Source organism: Paradesertivirga mongoliensis (assembly GCF_024436395.1).
In the GTDB taxonomy this organism is placed as follows: Bacteria; Bacteroidota; Bacteroidia; order Sphingobacteriales; family Sphingobacteriaceae; genus Paradesertivirga; species Paradesertivirga mongoliensis.
Window position 1 is genome coordinate 1,111,860 of the sequence record NZ_JAFMZO010000002.1, and the last position, 15,897, is coordinate 1,127,756.

Consider the following 15,897-nt stretch of genomic DNA (forward strand, 5'->3'; position numbering starts at 1 on the left):
CTCATGCCAAACAGTACAACCCCATTTTATTTCTTTTAAGTTAATGTGTAACATTCGGAGATGTCGAAACGTAAAAAGCAAAGTCTATCAATTCAAATGGAGGCCACACAGTCCTATTTTATGAATGAACTACGCTCATATAATTCATCTGCCTTATCTGCTTTAAAGCGTGTATCATTTTTGAATTTTTTACCTGTATTTTTCGTACTTATACTGAGCCTGTGTAGTGCTAATAGAGCTTATTCGCAACAGCCCTGCTCTGATATACCACTCTATGAGTTTGATCTTAGGGCTACCCCTTCAAAGACTCTTACGGGTCTAAAAAGACAGTCAGGGTCTTGCTGCAGCGGAACAACAAACTCCATCCAGTTTAAGATCATTCTGGGCCCAAACTCCCTTGGAGTGAGGTTTGATTTGAGCGATAACTCGGGAACATATACAGTAAACTGTGTAACCAAGCCATTAGTAGATCAATCGCTTTGTTTAACCGGAGCCGCTGATGGGGTCTATTATGTTACCTATACCAAACCCGGTAACGATCCTAACGATTATACTCTCAGCGCTATTCCATATTTAACAGCCAGCAGTAACAGCCCTGCTAGCGCCGGCAGCAGCAGTCAGCTATGCGCCGGTTCCACCTTGACACTTACCGCAAACCCAAATCTCACGGGCGCAACCTATACATGGACTGGGCCGAATGGATTTACAGCTACAGGAAGAACAGTAAGCATCCCCTCGGTAACAGCCGCTGCCAGCGGAACTTATACCGTAGTTATAACCGATGCTGCGGTTTGCCTTACCGCTGCTACAGCCACGGCAACCACAGACGTTACCATTAATGCCCGCCCTGATCCGCCTACTTCCGGAGGAAATGTAACGATTTGTGAAAACGGAGCTTCGCAAACCTTAACAGCGAATGCCACAGCAGCGCCGGGGATGAATATTGTTTGGTACGATGCCGCTACGGGAGGAAATGTGGTTAGTCCCGCAACTTATACCAGTACTACTGCCGGCTCCAGAACACTATATGCCGAGACCGTAAATCCAGCGACATCCTGCAGAAGCACCACAAGAACTGCGGTTATATTAACCATCAACCCTGCTCCTGCCCGTCCAACTTTACCAGGAAATGTAACGGTTTGTGAAAACGGGATCTCTCAAACATTGACCGCAACGGCATCCGTACCCGCCGGACACAGCATTGTTTGGTACGATGCCGCTACGGGCGGGAATGTAGTTCCTCCTACTTTTACAAGCACAACTGCCGGCTCTGCAACCTTGTATGCAGAGGCTGTTAACAACACTACTTCCTGCAGAAGCTTGTCCAGAACAGCCGTTGTCTTAACCATTAATGCAGCGCCAATGGCTCCTGCAAGCTCGGGTAACATTACACAATGTGAAACCAGTTCGATTCAAACTTTAAATGCTAATAGTGCCCTGGCTTCAACTACCGGGGTAACATGGTATGATGCTGCTACAGGCGGTTCGGTGGTTGCTTCGCCCACCTTAAATACTCCCGGTTCGGTAACCTACCATGCACAATATTCTAATGGCACGTGTTCCAGTGTAGCCAGAACAGCGGTTACTCTTACCATTAACCCCGCTCCGCTGGCTCCAACCTTACCGGGAAATGTAACGGTTTGTGAAAATGGTTCTTCTCAAACGCTGACCGCAACGGCATCCGTACCTGCCGGACATAGCATCGTTTGGTATGATGCCGCTACAGGCGGAAATATGGTTAGCCCTGCTACCTTTACCAGTACTACTGCCGGTTCAAGAACACTTTATGCCGAAGCTGTTAACAATACTACATCATGCAGAAGCCTGGCCAGAACAGCGGTTACTTTAACCATCACAGCGGCTCCGGCGGCTCCGACAAGCTCAGGTAATATTACCCAATGTGAGACCAGTCCCATCCAAACTCTAAATGCTAACAATGCATTGGCTTCTAACAGCGGGGTTACCTGGTATACCACGTTAACAGGAAATACATCAACATCATCTCCTACGTTGAACACTGTGGGAACTGTAACTTATTATGCCGGATATTTTAATGGCAGTTGTTCAAGTATCAACAGAACTCCGGTTACACTGACCATTACTGCTGCCCCTTTAGCACCCGCAAGTTCAGGCAATATTACACAGTGCGAAACCAGTCCTATCCAGACCTTAAATGCAAACAACGCACTGGCATCCACCACCGGGGTTACCTGGTATACTGCTTCTGTGGGTGGCTCAGTAATAGCATCTCCAACCTTAAGCGCCACCGGAACTGTAACTTATTATGCTCAATATTCTAACGGCACCTGTTCCAGTGTATCCAGAACGCCTGTTACCTTAACTATTAATGCAGCTCCGTTTGCTCCAACTTTACCAGGAAATGTATCGGTTTGTGAAAACGGGACCTCTCAAACATTGACCGCAACCGCATCCGTACCCGCCGGACACAGCATTGTTTGGTACGATGCCGCTACGGGCGGGAATGTAGTTCCTCCTACTTTTACAAGCACAACTGCCGGCTCTGCAACCTTGTATGCAGAGGCTGTTAACAACACTACTTCCTGCAGAAGCTTGTCCAGAACAGCCGTTGTCTTAACCATTAATGCAGCGCCAATGGCTCCTGCAAGTTCGGGTAACATTACACAATGTGAAACCAGTCCGATTCAAACTTTAAATGCTAATAGTGCCCTGGCTTCAACTACCGGGGTAACATGGTATGATACTGCTACAGGCGGTTCGGTGGTTGCTTCGCCCACCTTAAATACTCCCGGTTCGGTAACCTACCATGCACAATATTCTAACGGCACGTGTTCCAGTGTAGCCAGAACAGCGGTTACTCTTACCATTAACCCCGCTCCGCTGGCTCCAACCTTACCGGGAAATGTAACGGTTTGTGAAAATGGTTCTTCTCAAACGCTGACCGCAACGGCATCCGTACCTGCCGGACATAGCATCGTTTGGTATGATGCCGCTACAGGCGGAAATATGGTTAGCCCTGCTACCTTTACAAGTACTACTGCCGGTTCAAGAACACTTTATGCCGAGGCTGTTAACAATACTACATCATGCAGAAGCTTGGCCAGAACAGCGGTTACTTTAACCATCACAGCGGCTCCGGCGGCTCCGGCAAGCTCAGGTAATATTACCCAATGTGAGACCAGTCCCATCCAGACTCTAAATGCTAATAATGCATTGGCTTCTAACAGTGGGGTTACATGGTACGATGCCGCAGCGAATGATTCAGTAGTTGCTTCGCCGACTTTGAATAGTACGGGATCCGTAACCTATTATGCACAATATTCGAATGGCACTTGCTCAAGCATTTTGAGAACTCCCGTTACACTAACCATTACTCCGGCTCCACCGGCTCCGGCAAGTTCGGGTAATCTTAGCCAATGTGAGACTAACCCGATTCAGACTTTAAATGCAAACAGTGCCTTAGCTTCAGCTACTGGAGTTACATGGTATACAGCTGCTACCGGTGGCACTGCAGTGGCATCGCCTACGCTAAGCGCCATCGGCACAGTAACTTATTATGCTGAATATTCTAACGGCACTTGTTCCAGTGTATCCAGAACGCCTGTTAGCTTAACTATTACACCTGCACCCGCTGCACCAGCCAGTTCCGGCAACATCACTCAATGCGAGGCCAGTCCGATTCAAACACTAAATGCTAATGATGCCATGATTTCCTCAGCGGGAATTACGTGGTATACAGCCGCCAGCGGTGGTTCGGTAGTAAGCTCTCCCACTTTAAGCAATACCGGTTCTGTTACTTACTACGCCGAATATTTTAACGGAACCTGCTCAAGCACCTCAAGAACACCAGTGGTTTTAACCATAACTCCGGCGCCTCCTGCTCCTGCGATAACGGCAAGTTCTATTGTAGAATGTGAAAAAAATCCCGTGCAAACCCTCGATGCCAGAACAGTTCTGGTTTCACAAAGTGGTGTAACCTGGTATACAGCGGCAACGGGAGGAACCCTCGTCACTTCCCCAACCTTAAGCACCGCAGGAATAGTAACATATTACGCACAATATTTCGACGGAACCTGCTACAGTGTTCCCAGAACTCCGGTTACATTAACTATTACACCTGCGCCGGCAGCGCCTTCTGTAAGCGCTAACTCTATTACAGAATGTGAAAAAAGCCCGCTACAGACGCTTGACGCAAGAACCGTATTATCTTCCTCTACAGGAGTAACATGGTACACTGCCGCAACAGGAGGAACCCTTGTATCTTCTCCTACTCTGGCAGCAACGGGGACAGTAACTTACTATGCTGAGTACTTTAATGGAACCTGTTCAAGTGTCGTACGAACTCCAGTTACCCTGACCATTACACCAGCACCCGTACCTCCCTCTGTATCTGCGAATTCTATCACAGAATGCGAGAAAAGGCCAGTTCAGACTCTTGATGCCAGAACGGTGTTAGTTTCGCAGAATGGTGTGACCTGGTATACCGCCGCAACGGGCGGAACATTGGTAACATCGCCAACCTTAAGCGCAACGGGCACCGTAACATATTACGCGCAATATTTCAACGGAACCTGCTCCAGCATCCTAAGAACTCCGGTTACCTTAACCATTACGCCTGCTCCGGCGCCTCCGGCTGTATCAGCAAGTTCAATTAGCGAATGTGAGAAAAAGCCAATTCAGACACTGGATGCAAGAACTGTGCTAGTTTCGCAGAATGGTGTGACCTGGTATACCTCGGCTACTGGTGGTACATTGGTAACATCGCCAACTTTAAGCGCAACAGGCACGGTAACCTATTACGCACAATATTTTGACGGAACTTGTTCCAGCGTGGACAGAACGCCTGTCATCTTAACTATCACACCTGCTCCGCCGCCGCCTGCGGTTAGTTCTGATAATATTACCCAATGCCAGGGCACACCCGTTCAAACTTTAGACGCTAGAGCGGTGTTGGGCTCGCCAGCGGGCGTTACCTGGTATACCGATGCGATCGGCGGATCAGCCGTCGCTTCGCCCACATTAAACACTGTTGGATCTGTAACTTATTATGCTGAAGCTGTTAATACGGCTGGATGTGTCAGTTTAACCAGAACCACTGTTAGGCTAACCATTAAAGCCCTGCCTGCTATAACTCCTGTGAACAATGTATTTACCTGTAATAATGGTGCTACCACTCCAATAGTATTTAGCTCGTCTCTGCCGGGAACAACCTATACCTGGACTAATTCAAATCCGGCTATCGGCCTGGCAGCTACAGGAACTGGAAACATTCCGTCATTCGTGGCAACAAATACATCCAACAATGCACTTATAGCCAGGATAACAGTTACACCAACCGCAAACGGTTGTCCCGGCCCCTCGCAAACATTTACTATCACCGTTCCAAAACCATTAATTACAAACTCGCCCCTATCTCAGGAAATTTGTTCAGGTAAAAATTCAACACCCGTTACCCTGACATCGAATACTCCGGGAGCAACTTTCCAGTGGTCCGTAAGCAGTTCCACCGGTGTTAGCGGCCAAACTGCATTGAGCGGAACAGATGTAATTCCGACACAAACACTTTTCGCAACCGGAACATCGCCCGGACGGATTGTATATACGATTACTGCTCTGGCCAACGGCTGCCAGGGACCATCATCCGAGTATGCAATCACAGTAATACCTCTGCCTACACAGGCAGAAACCTATGGTGACCCTTCGAAACGCTACAGCATTACCAGAAAAGTTCCTTTAAAAGCTAATACAGCAGTTATAGGCACGGGACAATGGAGCCAAACCTCAGGACCTAACAACATCAGAATAGATAACCCGGCAAGCCCTGACACTGAAATCTCTGGTCATGTACCAGGCGAGTATAGCTTCAAATGGACCATCACAAACCGGATCTGCGTAAGCGAGAATGCATTGACACTCGCCGTAAACGCTCCGCCTGTCGCCATTGATGATAGTTTCGATGCCCGGGTAAATCATGTTATCAACGGAACGGTTGCAACCAACGACCGCGACCCCGACGGAACTACACTCACATTCACTCAATTGTCAAGCCCTGCAAGCGGTGTACTCGTATTCAATCCCGACGGGACGTTCACTTATACGCCTGCAAATAATTTTGCGGGAGCCCAGACTTTCAGGTACTCTGTATGCGATGCCGATGGGGAATGCAGCCAGGCAACTGTGACGCTTGCAATCTATGAACCTACTATAGTGAATCTGACGCCTGCTGTATCCGAAATGCATGAAGGACGTACGGTGTCCATCACGGCAACGTTGGTCGCGGCGCTCCATGAAGATGTAATCGTTTCACTAGCTTACACCGGCGACGCAGTTTCCGGAAGTGATTATGCTCCTTCGGGAAACCTGACCATTCTAATTAAAGCAGGACAAACTTCAACTACGGAAAAAGTAGTCTTAACCGCTATTAAAGATGACATTAAAGAAACCGACGAATATATCTTCGTCGATATTAGCGCCGTCTCCTCCAAATATGTCGACATAGGCACCGGCGCCGAAGTGGTGATCCATGATATGTTTCCCGGTAACGACCCTCCTTCCGGTAAAGATGAAAATCCCGATATAAGGCCGGATCCGCTGACATCTCCAAACGAAGATGGAGCCGGCAACGAGACCTTCTTCATCTACAATATTTCCGCTTATCCGGATAATGAGGTAATGATTTTTAACAGATGGGGAAATGAAGTCTTCAGAATTAAAAATTATGATAATGAAAACAACGCGTTCAGGGGTAAGGCAAACCGGGGCATTCTGACTAACACACAGCAGGACTTGGTAGATGGCGTATATTATTACATCATTAACACCAAAGTTGCCGGAGCACAAAAGGTTAACAAGGGATATATAATTTTGAAGCGAAAGAAATGATGGGGCGGCTACTACATATACTCAGACTTAGAGAAAGGACTTGCAACTGCTCAAGCAGGAATATTTCAGCTGTCGCCAGCTGCCTGAAGTTTCTGGCCGGCAGAAGAGATCTTTGCTTAATCATTATGCTTCTGGCCTGCACCAATCTTCAGGCTCAGCAAAAAGCCATGTATACCCAGTATATGTTTAATGGTTTAGCGCTGAACCCGGCATATTCCGCAACCGACGAGGCATTAACCATCACATCCTTATATCGCCAGCAATGGGTTGGACTTAAAGGAGCTCCTAATACTCAAACCTTATCCATTCATACTCCAGTGGGCGAAAGTAACACCTCCGTCGGGGCTTCCATAATCAGAGATCAGATTGGCGAGGTAATAACCGAAAAAGGCGTTTACCTGACGGTTGCTCAACGTGTACCGGTCGGTGAACAATCGTATTTAGCTGTTGGCTTTAATGGGGGACTAAGTTCATACAGTGCAGAATATTCCATGAACTATGCCGGAAGCCCTCAATCTACCACCGACCCCGTATTTGAAGATCAAAGTCAGATGCGCGCCAATTTTGGATTGGGGGTAGTATTCTTTGGCCCGAAATATTATGTGGGACTTTCATCTCCTCACTTTTACTACAGGCCCTTGGGCGAAATAAGTAATTTAGCTTCTTCCACAACTTACAGGCCGCACTATATTCTTCAAGGCGGATACATTGCAGAACTGTCAGATATGATAAAATTCAAACCTCACCTGATTATAAATTATGTAAACGGGTCACCGGTTCTTATCGATATGAATGCAAGCGTACTCTTTGCAGAAAGGCTTTGGCTGGGTGGTTCATACCGTTCGAAAGATGCTTTTAACGCTATTGCCCAACTATACGTTCTGCCTACCTTAGCCGTTGGCTACTCCTACGATTTTACTTCTACAAAATTGTCGCGGATAGAAAAAGGCTCACATGAAATTTCGCTGAAATTCAGAATCCCGGTAAAAGGCAGAGATTTTCCGCAGTGTTATTTTTAGCGTAATAAAGCTCGTTACTGATCAAACAAGCTCCGTTGCTGATAAAGTAAGCATCGTCGCTGATCAAACAAGCTCCGTTACTGATAAAGTAAGCTCCGTCGCTGATCAAACAAGCTCCGTTACTGGTAAAGTAAGCGCCGTCGCTAATCAAACAAGCTCCGTTACTGGTAAAGTAAGCACCGTCGCTAATAAAGTAAGCTCCGTCACTGATAAAGTAAGCACCGTCGCTAATAAAGTAAGCTCCGTCACTGATCAAAAAAGCTCCGTTGCTGATAAAGTAAACGCCGTGCCACGCTTGGAACAATCGGCACATTCAATAAAAAAGGGTGATTTAACTAATAACCACCCTTTAAGCTGAAGAGAACGTCCGGCTATAATGCTCCTTCCTTTATTTCCTCCACCACCGCCGGATCAAGCAATGTACTTGTATCTCCCAGATTCGCCGTATCGCCCTCGGCAATCTTCCGTAAAATCCTTCTCATAATTTTACCGGAACGCGTTTTGGGCAAACCTGTAACAAATTGAATTTTGTCGGGCTTGGCTATGGCGCCGATAATCCGGGTAACTGTTTGGAGTATATTTTTACGGGTGAGTTCCTTATCATGACTTGAAGTGCCAAGAATTACGTAGGCATACACACCCTGTCCTTTAATTTCATGAGGATAACCAACCACTGCGCTCTCCACCACATCAGAATGCATATTAATTGCATTTTCCACTTCAGCAGTTCCAATTCTATGGCCCGAAACGTTTAACACATCATCTACCCTGCCCGTTATCCGGTAATAACCGTCTTCATCGCGTAAGCACCCATCGCCGGTAAAATACATGTTCTCGTAAGTCGAGAAATAAGTTTGCCTGCAACGTTCGTGATCTCCGTAAGTGGTTCTGATAATACCGGGCCATGGGAATTTGATACAAAGATTCCCGCTTACCCCATTCCCTTCAATCTCTTTTCCGTTTTCATCCACCAGAACGGGCTGTATCCCCGGAAGGGGAAGTGTTGCATAGCCGGGTTTTGTGGGAGTTACTCCTGCAATAGGCGAAATCATAATCCCGCCATTTTCAGTTTGCCACCATGTATCAACTATCGGCGCGTTTTTAGCTCCAATTTTCTCATCGTACCAATGCCAGGCTTCTTCGTTAATTGGCTCTCCAACAGAACCTAATTTCTTTATTGAGCTTAGATCTTTTCCTTTCAACGGCTCGTCGCCAAAGCTCATTAACGAGCGAATGGCTGTAGGCGCTGTATAAAGTATATTAACTTTATGCTTTTCTACAATGTCCCAGAAACGACCTGCATCCGGGTAGGTAGGAATTCCTTCAAACATAACATTGGTTGCGCCTTGTGAAAGCGGGCCGTAAACGATGTACGAATGACCGGTGATCCAGCCGATATCAGCCGTGCAGAAATATACTTCGCCCGGTTGATACTGAAACACATTGGCGAATGTATATCCGGCATAAACCATATACCCTCCGCAGGTATGTACCACACCTTTAGGCTTTCCGGTAGAACCGGATGTATAAAGAACGAACAGCATATCCTCTGCGTCCATCTCTTCGGCAGGGCAGTCGGGATTTCCCTGTGTCTCTACTTTTTTAATTTCATCTTCCCACCATACATCGCGACCCTTAATCATAGAGATTGGCGTCCGGCTGCGTGTTAGCACAATAACCTTATCTACACTCTGGCACTGCACCAGGGCGTCGTCAATAATATCTTTAAGCGGAATATTTTTGTTGCCTCTGAAACCACCATCGGCAGTGATAACCAAAGAACATGCGGCATCATTTATACGGTCTGCAATAGACTGCGCAGAGAAACCACCAAAAACAACCGAGTGCACGGCGCCAATCCTTGCACAAGCCAATACAGCAATGGCTAATTCGGGCACCATAGGCAAGTAGATACATATCCGGTCGCCCTTTTTAGCGCCATTATTTTTCAGAACATTGGCAAACTGGCATACCTTATCATGCAACTGCCGGTAACTTAACACCCTGTGATGCTCTTCGGGGTCATTGGGTTCCCAGATGATCGCAGGAGTATCTGCATTATTTTCAAGGTGGCGGTCAAGGCAATTTTCTGTTATATTTAAGGTTGCACCTTGAAACCACTTAATATTGGGTTCTTTAAAATTCCATTCTAATACCGAGTTCCATCTTTTTTTCCAGGTAAAAGACGAGGCAACTTCGGCCCAGAATTTTTCCGGTTCATTTACGCTGTACTCGTAAACACGCTTATACTCGTCAAAAGACTTGATCTGCAAATTCATTTTATGATTATACTTTGTTTCAAACTATTCTATCAATACCCAGCCGTTCGAATTCTAATCTTCCCGATCGACCAGGCTTACTTCCCTATCCTATCACCTTCTCTACACGGTCTTTCTTCGTCATAAGCGAAACGATATACGCTGTAAGTACTGCGAGCGGAAAGGATATTATCGCCGGGTTATCCAGCTTATGGAAGGCTGTAGCCGGATCTAAACCGTACCGGTCCCACATGGTTGGCGAAGTGAGGATGATCAGCAAAGACGATACAATTCCAACCACAATTGAGGCCGAAATCCCGCTGGCTGTTGTTCTCTTCCAGAAAAGCAGGAAAAGGATTGCCGGCAGATTTGCAGACGCCGCTATTGAAAAGGCCCATCCCACCAAAAAGGATACATTCATTCCCTTAAACGCTATACCCAGTGCGATTGCAAAGATGCCAACGCCGAAGGCGGCTATTTTTCCGGCTTTCACTTTCTTTCCGTCGCTAAGATCCACTTTGAAGTAATTATCCATTAAATCGTGCGCAATGGCGCCAGACGACGCTATAATCAATCCGGCTACAGTGCCTAAAATAGTGGCAAAGGCAACAGCAGATATAATGGAAAATAACACCACCCCGAATCCTTTGGCCAGCAGCGGTGCCGCCATATTGCTCGACTCCACATCCTGAACACCATTTATCGCCGCACCCAAACCCATATATAAAGTGAGGATATAGAATACTCCGATGGCTGCAATCGCCAGGATCGTCGACTTGCGGGCATCTCGTTGTGATTTTACCGTATAATACCTTATCAGGATATGTGGCAGCGCCGCCGTTCCAAGAAAGAGCGCCAGCATTAACGAAATAAAGTCAAGACGACTCCAGAAGCTGGCCCCTTTTCCGATCTTATATTTTAGTCCCGGTAGCATAAAGCTTTCGCCGGATGTAGGATTTTGTATAAACAGAGACACCTTTTTACCTTCATCGCTAAACTTTACTTCAGAAAATCTGACGATCTCACTGCTTTTAATGGTAGACAAAAATTCGAATGGCCCTACCGGACCGGTTTTTTCCACTTCCTTTCCATCTACAATAATTTTACTCATATGGCCCACCTGGAAAAAGTTAGCTTTCTCTTTTGGCTCTCCGTTATAAAGCTTCTCGCCGTTAGACCCATCAGATATCGAAAGAGCTTCTTTTAGGACGAAGTTGCCTTCTTTTTTCGCAAGATGAAACCATCTTTCCACGCCGTCTTTCTCAAGCTTTACAAAATCCTTACCCTTCACCTGCTGCTGCGCAAGTACCTGCCAGCCTTCCACGGCAACAACACTGCTATCAGCCATTTGAGGGGTTAGATTTATGTATTTGTGATATGCTTTCCCTTGATGATCCGGACTTAAAGTGAAGCCGTTTTTCAGAATATAGAAGGTTAATATAATCGACAAAACCAATAATAGCGCTCCTTTAATAAACTGGACATAAGTAGTGGAGGTCATACCAGCGCTGGCGACAATAAAAATCACCACCGCTCCAACCAGCACTACTCCCACCCAATGCGGAAATCCTAATAATGGAGTTACCAGATCGCCGGCACCCACCATTTGAGGAATAAGGTAGAAGATGGAAACGATAAGCGTACTGATCGCCGCGGTGAGAGTGATAGCTCTAGACTTAAATGTCGAGTTCAACGCATCCGTAAAGGTATATTTACCCAGTCGCTTTAAGGGTTCGGCTATGAGGAAAAGTGCTACGATCCATCCCGCCAGAAAGCCGATAGAGTATAGAAACCCATCGAAGCCTACTGTCGCGATCATTCCGCAGATGCCGAGAAAAGATGCCGCTGATAAATAATCTCCAGCGAAAGCGATACCATTTACCGCCCAGTGAATCTGGCCGCCGGCTGCGTAATATGACGACGCAGAGCTGGTTTTACGCGCAAAATAAAAGGAAAGGCCTAATACAAGGCCAACAAAAATCACAAAGAAAAATATAGCGATATAAGAAACTTCGTATATCATACTTTCTCCTCCTTTGTGTTAAGATCATCTTCGTAGCGCGAGCAGAAAAAATTATAAAGGATGCCGAGTAAAACCGCAAAAACGATCAGTCCCATTCCATAAACCAGCGCAAGGTTAAGTCCGGCGAACACTTCGGTAGCAAGCAGTTCATAATTTAAAACACCGATAACTACAAAGCCGGCATAAAAGAAAAGATAGAGGAAGAAAAACCAGACGCCTAGCGAGGCCTTCTTTTTGGAGGCATTTTCGATACCTACTTCAGCTGCGGGTTCATGAAGCATATTGTTTATTATTAGTTAAGTTCGTTGAATTGGTTATTGTATGTGGCGCACAAGTTAAAAAGATTTCAGAAATATTGTTGTAACAGATATAAATCATAGAACAATCGAAAGAAAATCACGAAGGGCTTGGCCAGAAACCAGCCTCTTCCTGGCATTACTTTAAGGCTGCCAGAGAATTCTTAAAGAAGCGCTCAATTGTTATATAAAAAGCCTGATTATTTTTCCAATTTTTAGTTGCGTATGTTATTTCTTCTACCGATATTTGCAAACTCTTTAAAGAGGCCGAGTTTAAAAAATATTACATTATACTATAGTCATGTCGAGAATTTGTGATTTAACAGGAAAAATGTCCATGAATGGTTATAACGTTTCAAATTCGAACGTTAAAACTAAACGCAAATTTCATCCTAATTTGCAAGTAAAAAAGTTTTTCATCCCTGAAGAAGGACGTTGGATCACGTTAAAGGTTTCTACTTCAGCTATTAAAACGATCAACAAAAACGGTATTACTGCCGTAGTTAATAAATTCCTTAAAAAAGGATCTATTTAATCTATTATAAAGAAAAGAAATGGCTAAGAAAGGTAACAGAGTTCAGGTTATTTTAGAATGTACTGAGCAAAAAGAAAGTGGCGTACCTGGGATGTCTCGTTATATCACCACCAAAAACAAAAAGAATACTACTGAGCGTTTAGAATTGAAGAAGTTCAATCCTAACATGAGAAAAGTAACTCTTCACAAAGAAATTAAATAATTGAGGATAGTGTAGATCGATTGATAAGGCAATCATTCTAAAACAAACAATCATCAATTCAATCATTAAGAAAACATGGCAAAGAAAGTAGTTGCAACCCTGAAAACCGGAAAAGGTAAAGAATATTCCAAAGTAATAACAATGGTAAAGTCTCCTAAAACCGGCGCTTACACATTTAAAGAAATCATTGCACATAACGATCACGTTAAAGACGCAATTGCTGAAGCTAAAAAAGTTTAATCTTTTTTCTTTAAAATATTCAAGAGCCGTCCTGATTATATCTGGAGGGCTTTTTTTGTATTTATTTGAAGCTCTTATTTGCATATCTGCACATCTAAAATCTACACATCTGAATCATGGGATTATTTGATTTTTTCAAAAAGAAAGAAACTACTCCGGTAGAGCAGGAGGCCCTGGATAAAGGTTTAGAAAAAACCAAGGAAGGCCTTTTCTCTAAACTTACTAAAGCTGTTATCGGCAAATCGACGGTGGATGAAGAAGTTTTAGACGAGCTGGAGGAGATCCTGGTTACTTCGGATGTTGGCGTAAGCACCACTCTAAAAATCATCGAACGCATTGAGGAGCGGGTGTCTCGCGATAAATACGTGAACACTTCCGAGCTAAACGGCATTCTGAGAACAGAAATACAGGATCTCCTTGCTGAAAATAATAGCAGCGATTTCGAAAATTTTGAATATGGAAGCCATAAGCCCTATGTAATTATGGTTGTTGGCGTAAATGGTGTTGGAAAGACGACCACAATAGGTAAGCTGGCTCACAAATTAAAATTAACTGGAAGCAAAGTAGTTCTGGGCGCTGCAGACACATTCCGTGCAGCTGCGGTTGAGCAATTAAAACTCTGGGGAGAAAGAGTAAATGTGCGGGTGGTAGCGCAACCAATGGGCTCAGACCCTGCTTCAGTCGCTTTTGACACACTGCAATCGGCAGTAGCTAACGGTGAGGATGTTGCCATTATCGATACCGCGGGACGATTGCATAATAAAGTGGCCTTGATGAACGAGCTTACTAAGATCAAAAATGTAATGCAAAAGGTTGTCCCCGGAGCACCGCATGAAATTCTTTTAGTACTTGACGCATCCACCGGCCAAAACGCAATTGAACAATGTAAACAATTCACGCAGGCAACAGACGTTAATGCTTTAGCTTTAACAAAACTTGACGGTACAGCCAAAGGCGGCGTGGTAATAGGAATTTCAGATCAGTTTAAAATCCCGGTTAAGTATATCGGTGTGGGTGAAGGAATAAATGATTTACAGCTGTTTAACAAAAAAGAATTTGTTGAAAGTCTGTTCAAATAAGAAGAGAAGGAATGAGGACGAAAGTTTCGGTTAATAAACCAGCAATAAAACCAAGAGTGAATGTAATTACCTTGGGTTGTTCTAAAAATGTATACGATTCGGAAGTGTTGATGGGCCAGTTGAAAGGCAACCAGATAGATGTCGTACATGAATCGGGCATCAACGCTAAAGACGACATCATTGTCATTAATACCTGCGGCTTTATTGACAATGCTAAGCAAGAATCGATCGATACGATACTTCAATACAGCGAATTAAAAGAACAGGGTAAAGTCGGGAAAGTGGTAGTTACCGGCTGCCTCTCTGAACGTTACAAACCAGAGCTTGAGGCAGAACTTTCAAATGTCGACGCCTTTTTTGGAACCAATGACCTACAAAATATATTGACCAACTTAGGTGCAGATTATAAATATGAATTGCTCGGCGAACGACTTTTAACTACTCCCTCGCATTTCGCTTACTTCAAAATATCTGAAGGCTGTAATCGCCCCTGCTCATTTTGCGCTATCCCGTTAATGCGTGGAAAACACGTATCCAGACCCATTGAAGAACTGGTACAAGAAGCAAAGAATTTAGTTCGGAACGGAACTAAAGAATTGGTGGTTATCGCCCAGGACCTCACCTACTACGGGCTCGACCTTTACGGAAAGCGCAATCTAAGTGATCTCTTAAAAAATCTTTCGGACGTAGATGGATTAGAGTGGATCAGACTGCAATATGCCTATCCTTCCGGCTTCCCGATGGAAGTTCTGGATGTAATGAATGAGCGATCAAACATCTGTAATTATCTCGATATGCCCCTTCAGCACATCAGCGACGATATGCTAAAGTCAATGCGCAGAGGTATCGGCAAACAAAAGACAATAGACCTGGTGAATACGATTCGCGACAGGGTTCCTGAGATTGCCTTAAGAACCACTTTAATCTGCGGATATCCCGGCGAGACGGAAAAGGATTTCCAGGAAATGAAAGAGTGGGTTGCTGAAACTCGTTTCGACAGATTAGGATGCTTTACTTATTCTCACGAAGAAAAAACACACGCTCACTCTCTTGAAGATGACATCCCTGAAGAAGTAAAAGAACAACGCGTGGAAGAGATCATGGACATCCAGCAGTCTATTTCATATGAGAAAAACGAGGCTAAAGTGGGTAAAACCTTTAAAGTGCTGATCGATAAAAAAGAAGGCGATTATTTTGTAGGACGTACTGAATTTGATTCTCCGGAAGTAGATAACGAAGTACTTTTGCATGCCAGCACAAACTACGCAACATCAGGCAGTTTCGTAAACGTAAAAATCGATCGTGCGGAAGATTTCGATTTATATGGACAAATTGTCAAATAGTTGATGCATCGCGGGGAGAATAAAAGTTTTCCCCTATTTTC

Annotated in this window: 11 protein-coding genes; 7 read left to right on the top strand and 4 right to left on the bottom strand. The window is 44.9% G+C overall.

Annotated elements, in window-relative coordinates; translation table 11 throughout:
- The first annotated feature begins 60 nt into the window (after positions 1 to 60).
- Positions 61 to 6,861 carry an Ig-like domain-containing protein gene (locus tag J3P43_RS10875; protein ID WP_255902154.1) on the top strand — a complete coding sequence of 2,267 codons (6,801 nt, stop codon included), beginning with the start codon at positions 61 to 63 and terminating at the stop codon, positions 6,859 to 6,861.
- A 125-nt stretch (positions 6,862 to 6,986) separates the two neighbouring features.
- Entirely contained in the window at positions 6,987 to 7,880 is an 894-nt protein-coding gene (locus tag J3P43_RS10880; RefSeq protein WP_255902156.1) for a PorP/SprF family type IX secretion system membrane protein, read from the top strand.
- On the opposite strand, the gene J3P43_RS10885 is transcribed toward J3P43_RS10880, so the two are convergent.
- The 4 genes from J3P43_RS10885 to J3P43_RS10900 form a co-directional block, all read right to left on the bottom strand.
- Positions 7,834 to 8,193 carry a hypothetical protein gene (locus J3P43_RS10885; protein ID WP_255902158.1) on the bottom strand — a complete coding sequence of 120 codons (360 nt, stop codon included), beginning with the start codon at positions 8,191 to 8,193 and terminating at the stop codon, positions 7,834 to 7,836. The two genes, J3P43_RS10880 and J3P43_RS10885, sit on opposite strands and share 47 nt — an antisense overlap.
- 58 nt (positions 8,194 to 8,251) lie before the next feature.
- Positions 8,252 to 10,159 (bottom strand): acetate--CoA ligase, encoded by a 1,908-nt coding sequence (acs, locus tag J3P43_RS10890; RefSeq protein ID WP_255902160.1) that lies wholly within the window; start codon positions 10,157 to 10,159, stop codon positions 8,252 to 8,254.
- Positions 10,160 to 10,244: 85 nt separating this feature from the next.
- The gene (locus J3P43_RS10895; RefSeq protein WP_255902163.1) at positions 10,245 to 12,161 is read right to left on the bottom strand and encodes a solute symporter family protein; all 1,917 of its coding nucleotides are present in this window, start codon (positions 12,159 to 12,161) and stop codon (positions 10,245 to 10,247) included.
- Positions 12,158 to 12,442 (bottom strand): DUF485 domain-containing protein, encoded by a 285-nt coding sequence (locus J3P43_RS10900; protein WP_255902166.1) that lies wholly within the window; start codon positions 12,440 to 12,442, stop codon positions 12,158 to 12,160. Before J3P43_RS10900 ends, J3P43_RS10895 begins: the two co-directional genes overlap by 4 nt.
- A 316-nt stretch (positions 12,443 to 12,758) precedes the next feature.
- Here J3P43_RS10900 and rpmB point away from each other — a divergent pair, with 316 nt between their 5' ends.
- The 5 genes from rpmB (at position 12,759) to rimO (ending at position 15,856) form a co-directional block, all read left to right on the top strand.
- Positions 12,759 to 12,992 (top strand): 50S ribosomal protein L28, encoded by a 234-nt coding sequence (gene rpmB, locus J3P43_RS10905; RefSeq protein ID WP_255902168.1) that lies wholly within the window; start codon positions 12,759 to 12,761, stop codon positions 12,990 to 12,992.
- Between the two features lie 19 nt (positions 12,993 to 13,011).
- Positions 13,012 to 13,194, top strand: a complete 183-nt coding sequence (rpmG, locus tag J3P43_RS10910; protein ID WP_255902170.1) for a 50S ribosomal protein L33 — start codon at positions 13,012 to 13,014, stop codon at positions 13,192 to 13,194.
- A 75-nt stretch (positions 13,195 to 13,269) separates the two neighbouring features.
- On the top strand, positions 13,270 to 13,434 hold the full coding sequence (locus J3P43_RS10915) for a DUF4295 domain-containing protein (RefSeq protein WP_255902172.1): 165 nt from the start codon (positions 13,270 to 13,272) through the stop codon (positions 13,432 to 13,434).
- A 116-nt stretch (positions 13,435 to 13,550) separates the two neighbouring features.
- Entirely contained in the window at positions 13,551 to 14,513 is a 963-nt protein-coding gene (ftsY, locus tag J3P43_RS10920) for a signal recognition particle-docking protein FtsY (RefSeq protein ID WP_255902174.1), read from the top strand.
- Positions 14,514 to 14,524: 11 nt separating this feature from the next.
- Positions 14,525 to 15,856 (top strand): 30S ribosomal protein S12 methylthiotransferase RimO, encoded by a 1,332-nt coding sequence (gene rimO / locus J3P43_RS10925; RefSeq protein ID WP_255902176.1) that lies wholly within the window; start codon positions 14,525 to 14,527, stop codon positions 15,854 to 15,856.
- Positions 15,857 to 15,897: the final 41 nt, after the last annotated feature.

What these genes read in the sequence shown, in the direction of transcription:
- J3P43_RS10875 (WP_255902154.1), top strand. Translation starts at nt 61, where the DNA reads ATGTCGAAACGTAAAAAGCAAAGTCTATCAATTCAAATGGAGGCCACA.
- J3P43_RS10880 (WP_255902156.1), top strand. Translation starts at nt 6,987, where the DNA reads ATGCTTCTGGCCTGCACCAATCTTCAGGCTCAGCAAAAAGCCATGTAT.
- J3P43_RS10885 (WP_255902158.1), bottom strand. Translation starts at nt 8,193, where the DNA reads ATGTGCCGATTGTTCCAAGCGTGGCACGGCGTTTACTTTATCAGCAAC.
- acs (WP_255902160.1), bottom strand. Translation starts at nt 10,159, where the DNA reads ATGAATTTGCAGATCAAGTCTTTTGACGAGTATAAGCGTGTTTACGAG.
- J3P43_RS10895 (WP_255902163.1), bottom strand. Translation starts at nt 12,161, where the DNA reads ATGATATACGAAGTTTCTTATATCGCTATATTTTTCTTTGTGATTTTT.
- J3P43_RS10900 (WP_255902166.1), bottom strand. Translation starts at nt 12,442, where the DNA reads ATGCTTCATGAACCCGCAGCTGAAGTAGGTATCGAAAATGCCTCCAAA.
- rpmB (WP_255902168.1), top strand. Translation starts at nt 12,759, where the DNA reads ATGTCGAGAATTTGTGATTTAACAGGAAAAATGTCCATGAATGGTTAT.
- rpmG (WP_255902170.1), top strand. Translation starts at nt 13,012, where the DNA reads ATGGCTAAGAAAGGTAACAGAGTTCAGGTTATTTTAGAATGTACTGAG.
- J3P43_RS10915 (WP_255902172.1), top strand. Translation starts at nt 13,270, where the DNA reads ATGGCAAAGAAAGTAGTTGCAACCCTGAAAACCGGAAAAGGTAAAGAA.
- ftsY (WP_255902174.1), top strand. Translation starts at nt 13,551, where the DNA reads ATGGGATTATTTGATTTTTTCAAAAAGAAAGAAACTACTCCGGTAGAG.
- rimO (WP_255902176.1), top strand. Translation starts at nt 14,525, where the DNA reads ATGAGGACGAAAGTTTCGGTTAATAAACCAGCAATAAAACCAAGAGTG.